The sequence below is a fragment of the Pseudomonas sp. NBRC 111132 genome, from assembly GCF_001320565.1.
Taxonomy (GTDB): domain Bacteria; phylum Pseudomonadota; class Gammaproteobacteria; order Pseudomonadales; family Pseudomonadaceae; genus Aquipseudomonas; species Aquipseudomonas putida_P.
In genome coordinates this window covers 76,756-88,835 of record NZ_BCBI01000021.1, presented here as the reverse complement: position 1 = coordinate 88,835, position 12,080 = coordinate 76,756, and the positions used below count along the sequence as shown (strand labels likewise).

Genomic DNA, 12,080 nt, shown 5'->3' with positions numbered 1-12,080 from the left:
GGTGGCTTTTTCAATCGCCTTGGCTTCGATGTAGGCGTCCGCCCACTCATCAAGCTCCTGGCGGTCAAAGGCCACGCCCTGTTTGCCGATGGGGAATTCCCGCACGTTCGGCCTGACCGTCTTGTTGAACTCATCCCGGCACATGCCGAGATATCCAGGTGCATCGCCGAACCGGATGAACCGCGGCTGAATGCTTGAGGGCTTTGCTGCTGTGGCATTCGCCATGTCTTTCTCCATGCCGTTCAGGCCGTGAAGTGATATCCGACCTGCGCCGACCGGGCGGCTTCCTCGGTGCGGAACATGAGTTCTTTGGTTCCAGGCCAGCCCTCGGCCGTGTATTCCACGGATACCCACCAGTGGCCGAACTTGCGGTACGGCTCGTCGAGGATCTTCGTGACGTAGCAGTCGATCAGGTTCATGGATGGCTCCCGGCTCAGTCCCAACTGAGCTTTGAGGGTGTGGTCGGGATTGTTTCGAGGGTGGCCAGATCGAGTAGGGTGAAATACCCACCGTCCTGCGGCCGCCAGCCCATGGTGTCGATGTGGATTACGTTGCCGAGCGCCGCAGGCTTGTGCAGCGGGGTGTGGCCGACCACCAGAGCCCGCAGACCGTGCACGCCTTCGGTCTCGCCAAGCTCGATTCGGCTGCGCGACCACATGCAGGTGTTCTGTGTCAGCCTCAGCTGCTTGGCGGTTTCCGGCGCCTCAAGCGCGGCCCGCAGCTCATCCCAGGACGGGAATGGGCAGTCGGCGTGCACGACACCGACTAAGCCACCGGGTGTCTCCACCTCGATGGCGATTGGCAACTCGCGGAACTGGCCGGCAAACTCGCGCTGCTCATCCCAGGCCAGGCCGGCGAACCAGGCGCCGCCGTTGTACACCCAGTTGTCTACGTCGCAGGTGTCGAACCGGCAGACGTAGTCGTCGTGGTTGCCGCGCACCGGGTGGAACCAGGGCTTGGCCAGCCATTCGAGCACGTCGCGGCACTCGGGCCCACGGTCGACCAGATCACCAACGCTGAACAGGCGGTCAACTGCCGGGTTGAATCCGGCTGCATCCAGGGCAGCCTGCAGCCGGGTGAAGTGCCCGTGGATATCGCCGACCGCGAAATCGCGGCCAGCCGTGTTTGCGGCGAAGCGCTTGATACGCATCACCTCGATGTTTTCGAGCATGGTGTCTCCACGCCGCCGGCGGCGGCAGGTTGGTGGTCAGGCTGCTTTCTGTGAGTGCGCAGCGTCACGCCGGCGGCAGATTTGCACCTGCAGCCGGTAGGATCGGAAGCGGCGGCCGTCACCCGGTGAAATTTCCGGAGCGAGGTTTGCCAAGTCCTCTTCCAGCATGCCGAAGTAGTAGAGGTGCTCTCCGTCACCCATCCACTCTGGTTGGGCTGTCGCCCAATTGCGGGCCTGAACGCACGGAAGGCAGGTCTTGAAGCTTTCCATCGAGCCTTCCCAGCAGCCAGCCACCAGCTGGTACCGTTGCCCGGGATCGATGTGCCCGCGGCATTCGCAGCAGGTATGGCGCTTCCGGGCCACGGGCTCGGTCGTGGTCTGAAAATCAGACATGGTTGCTCCTCGCCCGCGCATGTCGGCGGGCTTGAGTTGTAGGGGAGGGGGTTAGTCCGAAGCTGGGCGCTTCTTGAAGGTGATCCAGTGCGTCTTTTCGCGCTTGCCGGACTTGTGGCCAAACAGGGGCTTTTCATCGGTGAGGGCCAACAGCTCGCTGACCAGCACCTGGGTTTCGTTCCACTTGAAGATCAGGATTCCCTCGGGCTCCAGCACGCGGAAGCACTCGGCGAAGCCCTGACGGATGTCCTCCCGCCAGTCGCTGGTCAGTAGTCCGTACTTGGCGCGCATCCAGCTATCGACGCCGGCCCGGGTTAGGTGCGGCGGATCGAACACGACTAGGCGGAAGGTAGAGGCCTCGAAGGGCAGGCGACGGAAGTCCATCAGCACATCGGGCTCAACCTTCAGCACACGGCCGTCGCAGAGCAGGTGCTCTTCGTCGCGGATGTCACCGAACAGGGCGCGCTGGTCCTCCTTGTCGAACCACATCATGCGGCTGGCGCTGCAAGGATCGAGCACTTTGACGGCGGCGCTCACGGCCTCAGCTCCTTCGGCACCTGGACGGTATCGCCGAGGGCGGCGGAGACGATCGCGCGTCCGGCGGCAAGCAAGTGGGTTTCTGCGCGAGCCGCCCCGACAGACTGACCAACCGAAACAACTGCCCTCAGCATTCCGGGGCGCGCCCACTGAAAGTCGGCCTCGTACTTATCGATCAGCGGCCCGCCCAGCGCCCAGTCCTCCCACGGGTTGTAGCGCTTGGTGTGCTCGATCGTCTGGCCCTTATAACGCGCGAACACGCGCCACGGCACGCCGTTGTAGCCGGGCGGGGCCAGCTGCAGGTCCAGGCCTTCCGCCTTACCTACTGCCCAGCCCAAGGCCTCGCCTGCCAGGTCGGCAGTCCTCACTTCGATTAGGTCGGTCATGGCGCCACCTTCAGCTCAGCTTCTCGCTTGTCGAATTGCTCCCGCGCATGCCGTTCGCGTGCCTCATACACCCGAAGGCATTTCTTGCAGGTGACCTCTTTCGGTCGGTCAGAGCCTTCCATGTCTTCGCCAACCTGGTTGCAGGCGATCTGGCAGTCGTGGTCTTCGAAGCAGCCGAAGTGCGAAACGAGATGGACGATCTTGCTCACAGCTGATACCTCTCATCAATCCAGCGCCCAGGCGCCAGAGCGGGTGTAGGTTCGGGTTGTGTTTCGTGCGGGGAGAGCTGGCGCTGGTTGCCGGTAACTTGCTGCATCCAGACCTTTACGCAGCTGATGGCGTTGCTGTCCAGCGAGTTCATGACGTAGCACACCACGCCGCGAGTCCTGTCCTCGAAGGACCAGACACCTGACGGCAGTTCGGTTGCACTGGTGCCAGCGGTCTGAGTTCTCACCTGCTGGCGCTGGGCTTTGCACTGGTCAGGGTCGCTACTCCAGCAGTCAGGTTGGCAGCCGGCCAGGTTGGCCAGCAGCAGGAGGCAGAGGGCGAGGCGGGTCATGGCTGAGCCCCAGCTAGTGCGGCTTGTAGTACGTCTTCCTTCGTAATGGTGTGGGTGTCCATCTTCTCGATGGTGAAGAAGTTGGGTTGGCAGAACTGGCGGGCCCAAGCCTGCAGCGGCTTCATGGCTTGCTCAAGGGCAGCCTTCGCCTCGTCGTCAATGTCCGGGTAGTTGTCGACCCATTCCCCCGCGTCGCTTCCGGCGGCGGCCTCGAACATGTGATTGAGCAGGTCATCGGCATCGGGGAGGAAGCTGGCAGGGTCTTCCTTGCAGACTGTTCCGGTATGTACAGTGTCGCCCACCTTGAGGCCGTTGCCCCGGCCTGGGCCGAAGCTGGTGCTATCCGCTGCGCTGCCGAAGTTGTCACGAATCAGCGCGGTAAGGTTCGGGTAGTCCCACGATCCGTCATCGCCATTCACTGACCAGGCTTCCTCGGCCTTCCGCCTCGCCCAGCTGACACAAGGGCCATCCTCTGTATCGAAGATCCCGAGCAGGAACCATTCAGGCCCCGGGCATTCAGGCTCCCAGCCGAGGCAGTGGCACTCGCCGTCGTCGTAAGGGTGGTGTTCGCCGATATCCGAATCCATGTGCCACTGTTTCAGCTCCAGCCCCTGTTGTAAGAGCCAGGCTTTGAAGGCCGCGTAGTCTTCGTCGAAGTCCGGCTCGTCGGGATGACTCCACCAGCCGCCTTCATCGCGCTCGACGGCCACACGTTGGATCAGCTTGATTTCTTCAGGCATGACGATTCCTTGGCCGCCATATCGCGGCAGTGAATAGAGGGGAGAGGGGTTAGGAACAGCGGTACTAGCCAATTATCTGATTCAGATCATTAATCATTCAGATGCGGCTTCGAGCTGCTGCGGTTAGGCTATGTTGGGTTAACGCACACAACTAAAGTCGTAGGAGGACGGCATGAGAATTCGCGGTGATGTTTTTTGGTCTTGGGCTGACCCGACGCTTCACCATAGGACTCATGACGAAACACTCGACGATGGAACGCTCATAAATGTCCAGGTGCGGCTGTCGCGGATAGGCAATACGCAAATGTTTATTGGGGTCTATGCGCCTTCAGGCATGCCCTTGCATGAAGAGGCCTTTGACTCTCGCCCTGGCGAATCGATGACCAGGGCAATGGCGTGGGGCGTTGGCCTTGCTCGCCGGGTTGCTACTGAGGGTGCCCGGAGCACGCCTCGTGCTGCGACCTGCTCGAAATAGAGGGGAGAGGGGTTACAGCTGGGTGTTGATGCGGGAGAAGGTGAAGCCCTTGTGAGTTCGCCGCCGACCCTAGCCGATTGGGGTCTGGTTATCGCTCATGGTTTTCTCCATGCATGCACCGGCTTGGCCGGTGTTGTACCTGATAGTGGCAATTTAATGGCATTTGGGTTATTCATTGTAATACCAGTCAACGAGATGAATACCCGATGGACCGCGAGCCAACAAACCAGGAAATCGCAGCAGCTCTCGGCATTGATGAGGATCAGGTTGATAAGTACCGTCAGGAGGCTGTGCTGCTGGGCGACGGATCTTGGCTTGTCCACTTTTCCTACGACATGCCGAGAGAGCTTCGGCACAGCTTCACCGGTAGCTTTACGGCGATTGTTGCGTGCGTTGAATCTTGTGTTGACGGGCGCGCAGTCGACTGAGGCTGGCTGGCAGCGAAGGACGGTCAGGCGTCTATCGGGAACTGTTTGGCAAGGGCCTGCTGCACCGTTTCGATGATGCGGCAGAGGTAGGCCCAATCTGGATTGGGCTCCATGGCATCGGCAGGCAGGTTCCACCAGTCGTCACCGAACACGCGGTGCATGAACTCGCGGTGGGCGCCGCCGCACTCATCGAGCGAGCTGGTGTGTCGAACATCCTCAGCCTCGTCGAGCAGGCTTCTGGCATCTTCTGCGTCCAGATCCCGGTCACGCCGCATTTGCACGATCACCTTCCGCGCTTTGTCGGCCAGCGCTTCAGCGCTGAACCGGCGAGAACTCAGCGACCGGTCGAAGTAGCCGATGATGTAGGCGTCGTGCAGCTTGCAGAAGAACTGGCCGATGGTCAGGCCATCCCACATACCGCCCCAGTAGGCGTGCCAGGTCTTGTCTTAGCAGCTGACGGTGATCTTGCCCTTGCAGGGCTCAAAGTCTTCGAGGTAGACGCTGATCGGGTCCAGGCCTTCGGCGCCAGTGATCAGCAGCTTGGTGACAGTGGAGGTCTCGACTTGCATTGCGGTACTCCATGCATGCGCCGCCCTCCGTGGCCGGATGCGGCTATTGCGGTATATTGGTCCGCTACCTCAACTGGAGAGCGGTTATGCGGAAACAGGTTGGCTATCGGGACAAGATGGGCGATGAGCAGTTCTACTACTTGGAGTTCGACGAGAACACGTACCAGTTCAGCTACGTGATCGAGTACATTAGCCGCACCAACAATGAGAGCTCTCGAAAAATGCCCCTGCACGAGGCGTCCGGCGAACGGGGTTTCCACAAGGCAGTTGAATTGATCAAATCGGGACTGTTTGGCGCAAAGGCTGACTAAGCCTCAATCAGCTGCTATCCGAAGCGCCTCGCGCGCCCGGAAATTCTCAAGCTTCCGCGCCACAGCCGGTGACACCGTTATTTCGTGGCGCGGCGGCTCCAGAAGAGGTAGCGCGCCGCCCGGGCCCAGCCCATGCAGGTGATGAATCATCAGCGTCATCGCCTCGCCCTGTTCCTCGATCCCGGTCCACTCCATCAGCTCCAGCAGGGCCTGTTTAGTCCCTGGTCGAACCTTCAAACGCAGGTCTTCTTCCTGCAACCGTGCGGCTTTGGCGCGGCGTTTCTCGTCGCGTTCCTTGGGTGACATCGCCATACGGCACCTCCATGATTCCGCTGGGCGGGATGTGTATGTGCAGCTGGCGGCGACGCTGCTGCGTGAGCTTCTGGATGCGTTTCATGGGTGGCACACCTCAATGGGCGTTTTCTTCGTCGAGCCAGACGGCATAACCACCAGTAGACGCTTGTTTCCTCGGTATACGCCCCAAGGCTGACCAGTGGATCTGGCCATGGCCGCCGCGTACTTCACGGCGGGCACGGGCTGGGAGATTGTGGCGATCATGGCCTACCCCCGATTCCGCTGGAGCGGGAAGTCAATGTCGAACTCGGCAAGAATTCGCGCAAACCTGCAGTTACCGATGCCAAGCTCCAAAGTCACGCCCCACCGGGACATGCCGGTATCACGCAGGGCAATGATCTTGTCGGCGAGGTCACGATCCTCCTGGCTCGGTTCGGCCTTTACCTTCTCCGGTCTGGCCGGCTTCGGCGGGCTGAAGAACCTGAATCCTCCCCGCGCTGCTACGCCCCAGAGAGCGGTCTTGGTTTCGCCCAGGAGCTTTGCAACCTCGCCACAGGTCATGGTCTTGGCGAGCTCTTCTACCTGGGCTGTGCGGGCCTTGGCGCGGCTTTTACGCTCGCCGCCGCGCTCCTGCTTGACTGACTTGACCCGCTTCGGCTTCGGCTCAGGGTGATGACGCTGGCGGAAGGGCACGTACTGGAGCCCCTCCAGCACAATGATCCGGCCGCCAGACGCGAAGAAGGTCGCTTTGGCTGCCTCCAGGTCGATTGATTGGTTCATGCTGCCTCCTTCATTCGCTCGCGCATCTCCTTCTCCAGGTCGCTGAGCTCTTCCAGAAACGCCTTGATCTCTGACTCCATTTCGCGGATGCGCTTGAAGTCGCGCTCGAAGCGGTGGCACACGTACTGAAGCGGCTCAGGAAGGCGGTCGTCGTAGCTGACGAAATCTGCCCAGGCCCTGCCGGTGCATGCCATCTGGGCCAGCATCTGCCACTCGTACTGCGGGTCGTGTCGCTCAGACTGCATGGTGGCTATGTGGGTCGCAGTATTCGGGCACTTGATCTCCAGCACACCATCGTCGCCGACCAATCCATCCGGCGAAGCGCCGAAACCCGGAATGCTCGGGTGCATCACCAGGCCTGTTTCAACCACCATCAGGCCTTTGTCGGCCTCGTAGGCCATGCAAGCAAATGGCTCAAGCTCGACGCCGCGCTGCACGGCAGGCTTGTTGGACAGGTCAGGTCCGCTTTGCTGGCCGGTGAGGCGCTCGCACAGCAGCTCCATCATGTAGTTCTTGCGGGTCGCAGACGGCGCGCCACCTCGGCCGCTAGCCATAACGTCTTTCACCCGGCTGGCGGTCACGCACCCAAGTCGTGCCGCGAACCATTCAGCGCTACGCTGCTCCATCTAACACCTCCTCAGATTCACCTTCGATGGGCGCCGACTGGGCCTTGAGTGCGTCGGCGCGCTTGGTCACCTCGGCCTTGAACCGGGCGTGTCCAGTTGCATCCTTGGCCTGCTTCATGGCGGCCGTTGCCTGCTGGTACACGTCGGTCAGCGCCTCAAGGCTGCCTGCCTTCTGCGCCAGGGCGATCCAGTTGATCACCATCTCCGGATCGGTCGGAGCCGATCCAGCCAAGCTGGCCAGACCTTCGCCACCATCCGTGTTCAAGTGATGAATTGCTTGTTCCAGGCGCTCAGTCTTTGGCCAGTACTTGTAACCGCGCTTGACCACGGTCTTCTTGGCCATCTCGCCCGGGTCGGTGACCCATGGGCAGGATTTGTTCTTGCTGACCCATGCTTTCCAGGCGCTGGAGCGGTCACGGATGGCGTTCACATCCTCGATGCTCATGGTTTCGGTCAGGTAGTCGCCGTCAGCAGTCTTAACCACCACGTACACGCCGATCACCTCGCCGCGATCCTTGGCGAACGGGTTGTAGGAATGGGTCGGCGGCTTGTCGAAGCCGTTCAGGCTGAAAGCGTCTGCGGCGTAGACCAGTTCGGCCTGCGCCCAGCGGATGGCGCCGGTCGACATGGCCAGGTCCATCAAGCCGATGTAGCTGATGTCCAAGCAGATGCGGCCGTCTCGCGGTACCAGGTACGCTTGCTTCTTGGCCGGGTTCAAGCTGATGCCGATGGCGGCGATGTTGGTGATCGCATTGGCCACCGACTGCCGGTTCTGCATCGCGACCTTGGTTGCGTACTCGCTCGAGGTGATCACCTGGATGGCGAATTCGGCCTCGCGCTCGAAGTTCAGCGAGCGATCCGTCAGTACGTTGGCGAATTGATTCCGCTGGGCATAGATGTCTTGCGAGATTATGGCTACTGCCTGGCTCATGGCGACCTCAGTAGGAAATGGCTATGTTCGGGATCTTGCGCTGAGCGATTAGCTTGACCGCCTGCTTGGCGCAGGACTCAGGCATGCCCTCGGCCATAAAAGCTTCAAGAGCAGCACGGTTGATGCTGCGGCGGTGCGCTTGGTCGCGCTCGCGGGCTTCCTGCTGCCGGACGATTTCGGCGGCAGCGGCATCAGCCCGGCGCCGCTCCTCCTGGCGCGCCTGCTCGGCTGCCTCCTCTTGCCGTCGAGCGGCGTCCTGGCGCTCCTGCTCCATCCGCTGCTCGGCCGCAACGCGGTCGGCCTCGGCCTGGATGCGGGCTCGCTCGGCTTGCTCGGCCTGCAACTTAAGCTGCAAGCGCTGGTTCTCGGCTTCGCGCTCTTGTGCGGCTGCCTGGTCAAGCAGTTCCTGCTCTCGGCGGGCTGCGGCTTCGCGTTCTGCTTGCTGCTGCTGGGCCACGCGCAGGCGCTCAGCCTCGACGGCGGCCTCTTGTGCCAGCCGGATGCGGTCCTGCTCGGCGCGCTCGTCTGCTTCGCGGCGGAGGCGGGCCAGTTCGGCCTGTTCAGTCTCGAACTGCTCTCGCTTCAGTAGGGCAGCGCGCAGCGTGGTCAGCACCTTGTCCTTGGCGTTCGCTGCCTCGGCCTCAAATTCCTCCCAGTGGGAGCCAAGCTGCATGCCTTCCACCTCAGCGATCAGGCCCCTGATGTGCAGCGAGGACAGTTCGCCCAAGTCGTCTGCCAGCGTCTTCAGCCAGTTCAGACGGTCGTTGTGGCGATCGATGCGCGCATCCTCGGCGGCTTCCCACTCGGTGAGTGGGCGGCGGGTTTCGTCCCGCAGCGCGTCCATCTTGGTCACGAACTCGCGCAGCTCGGCCTCTACCACCTTCGGCATTTCCTTGAGGCGGCGCAGGTAGTCGCGGCCCGGTTTCTCGACCGCAGTCTTCGACTTGCTGACCTTGGCGGCCAGGCTGGCGATTCGCTCGCGGCCCTTGCGGGTTTTCAGGTCGGGAACTTCACCCAGGACCTCATCCTTCACCAGGTCGATGAATTGCTGCAGGCCGCCAGCCACGTAGATGGCCGGGGCGTTCGCCTCGCTGATCTCTTCGATCGCGATCAGTTTCTGTTCTGCGGACATTAGAAAACCTCGCGCCAGGCCGGCGCCGTCAGTAGGAATAGGGAATGCCAGGTCACCCAGGCACGGAGGTACGCTCCAGGCCCTGGCTGCGGTGGATGGTTGCGCGCTCTCGCCGCTTACGCTCCCGAGGGGGTACGGTTATCCCGAGGGGCCGCCGTGCTCGGCTACGTGAATCAGGAAGTGATGTTGCCGGCCAGGGCACTCAGGAGGAGCCAGCCGGTGCAGAAGGTGAGGGCGATGAAGCTGCCGCGCCAGGTGGCGATACGGCGTGCTCGCTGGTAGCTGGTCATGGCCGAGGCCTTACAGCGATGCGCCCGGACTTGATGGCAGCCACCAACTTGGGCGGCAGGTTAGCGACAGGCAGCTCACGGGGCAGGCCGGCGCCGATGATGGCCAGGCTGCGCTCGATCTGCTCAAGCTGCTCGTCGATCAGGGACTTCACAGGTGCAGTACTCATGCAGCCTCCTTGCGCCGCTCAGCAATCCGCCGGACGCGCTCGCAGTAGTGTTTGAACTCCTCGGCGTCGATGGCGAGGAGGGAGAAGTAGGCCACCACCAGGGTCTCGGCCTTGGCATCCTCGACTGGGCCAGAGCTAGGCAGAAGCATCGTCTCGATTGCGGCCTCGATCGCGCTGATCGCTACGCTGTGCGGGCTCATTGCGCGTCCTCGGCCTGGGCCAGAACTCCTTCCTTGGCGAATGGAGTGAGCAGCTGGCGGGCGATTTCCTCAAGCTGCGCCTGTGGGTTAGCGACGCTCATGATCTCGTCGGCGCATGCCGCTGAGTCGCTGGTGACTTTGCAGCGCGCCGCCAGGACCAGGCGCCCAAGCACCGAGTTGCTAATGCCCGAAAGGCCAAGCTGGCCCATCACGAACTCATCAACCGCCTGGGCGAAGCGCTCGTAGGTGACGCCCAGCTGCCGGAAGTTGCGCTTGAACACGAAATCTCGGCGCGCCATAAGCTCAGCGATGCCGTCGCCGATCCAGCGGGCCTCAGCTTCTTCAGCCGCACATGCGCTCACCGCCGGCGGCAATTGGTTGTCGTACTGCCATTGTGCTGCTCGAAGTGCGCCCATGGTCGCCTCCAGATGATCCGTGGTTACTCGTAGTCGCTTGCGTCGTCGGCGTAAGCACTAGGATTGGGATGGTTGTGGTCCTCTTCGCCGCAAGCGCGGCACTTGAGGTAGCTACAATCGAACGTGCCGCCAGGTACTGAAGCGTCACCACCCCAGTCGCTGACGTACTTCCAGTCATGGTCGACTTCGCCGTCGACGACCTCGCATTTGATATCGCTCATGGCGAACTCTTTTAGGTTGTGCAACCGCATTGGTCAGGCGCAGGCGCGGGTGACCAAACCCACCGTGAAAGGTGGCCTGGCGCCTGCCAATGCGGTCACTTTTGATTTAGGGGAATGGGTGGCTACCCGTGGCAAGTGAACTCGCCGTGTAGCCTGGATCGCAGAGATCGAACAGCCTCTGCAGCTTCCTGAAGGTCGTCAAAGTCGCCAGCGCAGTAGAGGACGCCGCGAAGTTTTACCTGTGCGCGCCACTTTCCAAGACTCGACACCCATGAAACGCCCTTTACACCGCTGGTATTGGTGTGAGCACGCTTGGTGTTGTGGCTGTTCTGGGAGCCAGTGGCCTCTCGCAGATTCGCCCAGGCATTGTTGTTTGGGTTTCTGTCGATGTGATCAACCTGATCAGCTGGCCACTTTCCAGTCATGTAGAACCAAGCGAGGCGATGGGCTCGATAACCCTTCTTGTCGATGGTTACGTACATGCCCTTGTCTAGGCATATATACCCGGCAGGCTTTCCAGCTACGCGGGTTCCTTTCGATTGGAGCCAGGTGAAGACCCCGCTTTCTGGGTCGTAAACCAATAGCTCGCGCAGGCGCTCATGCGTCAGCATTTGCGTCTCCTTGAGTCGATATGAAGGGAAGGGGTGATGCAGATTCCGGGCGCTACCCCGGCAGCTGGCTTGGCGTGGACCCATCCAGCGGCGCAATTCGTTTACCCCCGGTGCGAGGGAAGGGACGTCCACAGGTGCTTCGGTAACCGCGCCCTGAGCTGGGCGCTTCTCTGCATCGGGGTGTGATCTGGCCGGCGCTGATCTCCGGCTTGGCTATTAGCAGCCTCAGTGACACCGGGGTTTCACCGGGGCGAAGGTTTCAGCCGCTTATTTTTGGACTCGCCATGGCCATCTGGGCGCTTACTCACTTTGCCGGCCATGATTCCCGCGATCCACCAGGTCTTACACTCGCGCATCAGCCTGCGCATTCAGATCACACTCCGATGCAGCCTGCGATGGGGAGCAGGGCATCAGGCCGTCTTTCCGGCTGTCAGGGAATCATTCAGCTTGCGTTGGGTTGTCGAGGCCTTTGCTGGTCCGCCAGTGATCGACAGATTCATCACCTTCCAGCGCGACTCTGGCGGCCATGGTCGCGGCCTGCACGGCCTCCTTGTAGACCTGCTTCCAAGGCTCATCCAGAAGGGCTTTGTTCAGTTCTCCGACCTCCTCGTTGAAAGCCAGGCCCATGAGGCGGCGCCCTGGGAACAGTTTCTGAGCCCGCATCACCTCGCACCGAACCGCGCGGATGAAGCATTCCAGTTCGGCGTTCTCGGATTCCAAGTAGTTCTCATGGATGCCAAGGGTGAACAGTGCTGTTTTCAGCCGCGATGGGTTGAAGATCATGTTTCGCGGGTCAGCATTTTTGTGCAGGTAATCCAGCGCTTCTGCAGGTGTCATCGTCTT

Annotated in this window: 24 protein-coding genes and 1 pseudogene; 3 read left to right on the top strand and 22 right to left on the bottom strand. The window is 61.4% G+C overall.

Annotation, left to right across the window (positions count from 1 at the left end; translation table 11 throughout):
- From APH35_RS12685 to APH35_RS29600, 9 genes and pseudogenes are all read right to left on the bottom strand, one after another.
- Positions 1–225, bottom strand: a pseudogene (locus tag APH35_RS12685) (hypothetical protein); the annotation flags it as partial.
- A 17-nt stretch (positions 226–242) separates the two neighbouring features.
- Positions 243–419: a hypothetical protein gene (locus tag APH35_RS29025; protein WP_177335370.1), complete on the bottom strand. Its 177-nt coding sequence runs from the start codon at positions 417–419 to the stop codon at positions 243–245.
- 14 nt (positions 420–433) lie between these two features.
- A complete protein-coding gene (locus APH35_RS12680) occupies positions 434–1,171 on the bottom strand; it encodes a metallophosphoesterase (RefSeq protein ID WP_060514917.1) in 738 nt (245 codons plus the stop codon).
- A 36-nt stretch (positions 1,172–1,207) separates the two neighbouring features.
- The gene (locus APH35_RS12675) at positions 1,208–1,564 is read right to left on the bottom strand and encodes a hypothetical protein (protein ID WP_060514916.1); all 357 of its coding nucleotides are present in this window, start codon (positions 1,562–1,564) and stop codon (positions 1,208–1,210) included.
- Positions 1,565–1,615: 51 nt separating this feature from the next.
- The gene (locus APH35_RS12670) at positions 1,616–2,101 is read right to left on the bottom strand and encodes a class I SAM-dependent methyltransferase (protein WP_060514915.1); all 486 of its coding nucleotides are present in this window, start codon (positions 2,099–2,101) and stop codon (positions 1,616–1,618) included.
- On the bottom strand, positions 2,098–2,487 hold the full coding sequence (locus APH35_RS12665) for a phage protein NinX family protein (RefSeq protein ID WP_060514914.1): 390 nt from the start codon (positions 2,485–2,487) through the stop codon (positions 2,098–2,100). The genes APH35_RS12670 and APH35_RS12665 overlap by 4 nt, the downstream gene beginning before the upstream one ends.
- Complete coding sequence (locus APH35_RS12660) at positions 2,484–2,696, bottom strand: hypothetical protein (protein ID WP_060514913.1); 213 nt, start codon at positions 2,694–2,696, stop codon at positions 2,484–2,486. Before APH35_RS12660 ends, APH35_RS12665 begins: the two co-directional genes overlap by 4 nt.
- The gene (locus APH35_RS29720; protein ID WP_082425782.1) at positions 2,693–3,046 is read right to left on the bottom strand and encodes a hypothetical protein; all 354 of its coding nucleotides are present in this window, start codon (positions 3,044–3,046) and stop codon (positions 2,693–2,695) included. The genes APH35_RS12660 and APH35_RS29720 overlap by 4 nt, the downstream gene beginning before the upstream one ends.
- On the bottom strand, positions 3,043–3,786 hold the full coding sequence (locus APH35_RS29600; protein WP_306303409.1) for a hypothetical protein: 744 nt from the start codon (positions 3,784–3,786) through the stop codon (positions 3,043–3,045). The genes APH35_RS29720 and APH35_RS29600 overlap by 4 nt, the downstream gene beginning before the upstream one ends.
- A gap of 172 nt (positions 3,787–3,958) precedes the next feature.
- Here APH35_RS29600 and APH35_RS29350 point away from each other — a divergent pair, with 172 nt between their 5' ends.
- Together APH35_RS29350 and APH35_RS12645 are read left to right on the top strand one after the other, a co-directional pair.
- A complete protein-coding gene (locus APH35_RS29350) occupies positions 3,959–4,261 on the top strand; it encodes a hypothetical protein (protein ID WP_028697922.1) in 303 nt (100 codons plus the stop codon).
- 206 nt (positions 4,262–4,467) lie between these two features.
- On the top strand, positions 4,468–4,689 hold the full coding sequence (locus APH35_RS12645) for a sigma-70 domain-containing protein (protein WP_028697923.1): 222 nt from the start codon (positions 4,468–4,470) through the stop codon (positions 4,687–4,689).
- 23 nt (positions 4,690–4,712) lie between these two features.
- On the opposite strand, the gene APH35_RS12640 is transcribed toward APH35_RS12645, so the two are convergent.
- The gene (locus APH35_RS12640) at positions 4,713–5,105 is read right to left on the bottom strand and encodes a hypothetical protein (protein ID WP_256213764.1); all 393 of its coding nucleotides are present in this window, start codon (positions 5,103–5,105) and stop codon (positions 4,713–4,715) included.
- Positions 5,106–5,135: 30 nt separating this feature from the next.
- Entirely contained in the window at positions 5,136–5,258 is a 123-nt protein-coding gene (locus tag APH35_RS29345; RefSeq protein ID WP_256213763.1) for a hypothetical protein, read from the bottom strand.
- An 11-nt stretch (positions 5,259–5,269) separates the two neighbouring features.
- Here APH35_RS29345 and APH35_RS12635 point away from each other — a divergent pair, with 11 nt between their 5' ends.
- On the top strand, positions 5,270–5,569 hold the full coding sequence (locus APH35_RS12635) for a hypothetical protein (RefSeq protein WP_156341216.1): 300 nt from the start codon (positions 5,270–5,272) through the stop codon (positions 5,567–5,569).
- A 3-nt stretch (positions 5,570–5,572) separates the two neighbouring features.
- Here the strand turns inward: APH35_RS12635 and APH35_RS12630 are convergent, their stop codons facing one another.
- The 11 genes from APH35_RS12630 to APH35_RS12585 form a co-directional block, all read right to left on the bottom strand.
- Positions 5,573–5,881 carry a hypothetical protein gene (locus APH35_RS12630; protein ID WP_060514911.1) on the bottom strand — a complete coding sequence of 103 codons (309 nt, stop codon included), beginning with the start codon at positions 5,879–5,881 and terminating at the stop codon, positions 5,573–5,575.
- A gap of 249 nt (positions 5,882–6,130) precedes the next feature.
- The gene (locus tag APH35_RS12625) at positions 6,131–6,643 is read right to left on the bottom strand and encodes a hypothetical protein (protein ID WP_060514910.1); all 513 of its coding nucleotides are present in this window, start codon (positions 6,641–6,643) and stop codon (positions 6,131–6,133) included.
- Positions 6,640–7,269 carry a lambda exonuclease family protein gene (locus APH35_RS12620; RefSeq protein WP_028697928.1) on the bottom strand — a complete coding sequence of 210 codons (630 nt, stop codon included), beginning with the start codon at positions 7,267–7,269 and terminating at the stop codon, positions 6,640–6,642. The genes APH35_RS12625 and APH35_RS12620 overlap by 4 nt, the downstream gene beginning before the upstream one ends.
- Positions 7,256–8,200, bottom strand: a complete 945-nt coding sequence (locus tag APH35_RS12615; protein WP_060514909.1) for a recombinase RecT — start codon at positions 8,198–8,200, stop codon at positions 7,256–7,258. The genes APH35_RS12620 and APH35_RS12615 overlap by 14 nt, the downstream gene beginning before the upstream one ends.
- 7 nt (positions 8,201–8,207) lie before the next feature.
- Positions 8,208–9,332: a hypothetical protein gene (locus tag APH35_RS12610; protein WP_060514908.1), complete on the bottom strand. Its 1,125-nt coding sequence runs from the start codon at positions 9,330–9,332 to the stop codon at positions 8,208–8,210.
- Between the two features lie 286 nt (positions 9,333–9,618).
- A complete protein-coding gene (locus tag APH35_RS29020) occupies positions 9,619–9,789 on the bottom strand; it encodes a hypothetical protein (protein WP_165919294.1) in 171 nt (56 codons plus the stop codon).
- On the bottom strand, positions 9,786–9,989 hold the full coding sequence (locus APH35_RS12605; RefSeq protein ID WP_012273069.1) for a hypothetical protein: 204 nt from the start codon (positions 9,987–9,989) through the stop codon (positions 9,786–9,788). Before APH35_RS12605 ends, APH35_RS29020 begins: the two co-directional genes overlap by 4 nt.
- Entirely contained in the window at positions 9,986–10,405 is a 420-nt protein-coding gene (locus tag APH35_RS12600; RefSeq protein ID WP_060514907.1) for a hypothetical protein, read from the bottom strand. The genes APH35_RS12605 and APH35_RS12600 overlap by 4 nt, the downstream gene beginning before the upstream one ends.
- Before the next feature lie 23 nt (positions 10,406–10,428).
- A complete protein-coding gene (locus APH35_RS12595; RefSeq protein ID WP_060514906.1) occupies positions 10,429–10,626 on the bottom strand; it encodes a hypothetical protein in 198 nt (65 codons plus the stop codon).
- Positions 10,627–10,748: 122 nt separating this feature from the next.
- Positions 10,749–11,237, bottom strand: coding sequence for an HNH endonuclease (locus APH35_RS12590; RefSeq protein WP_060514905.1), 489 nt, complete (start codon positions 11,235–11,237; stop codon positions 10,749–10,751).
- 438 nt (positions 11,238–11,675) lie between these two features.
- Positions 11,676–12,074, bottom strand: coding sequence for a hypothetical protein (locus APH35_RS12585; RefSeq protein ID WP_060514904.1), 399 nt, complete (start codon positions 12,072–12,074; stop codon positions 11,676–11,678).
- Positions 12,075–12,080 lie beyond the last annotated feature (6 nt).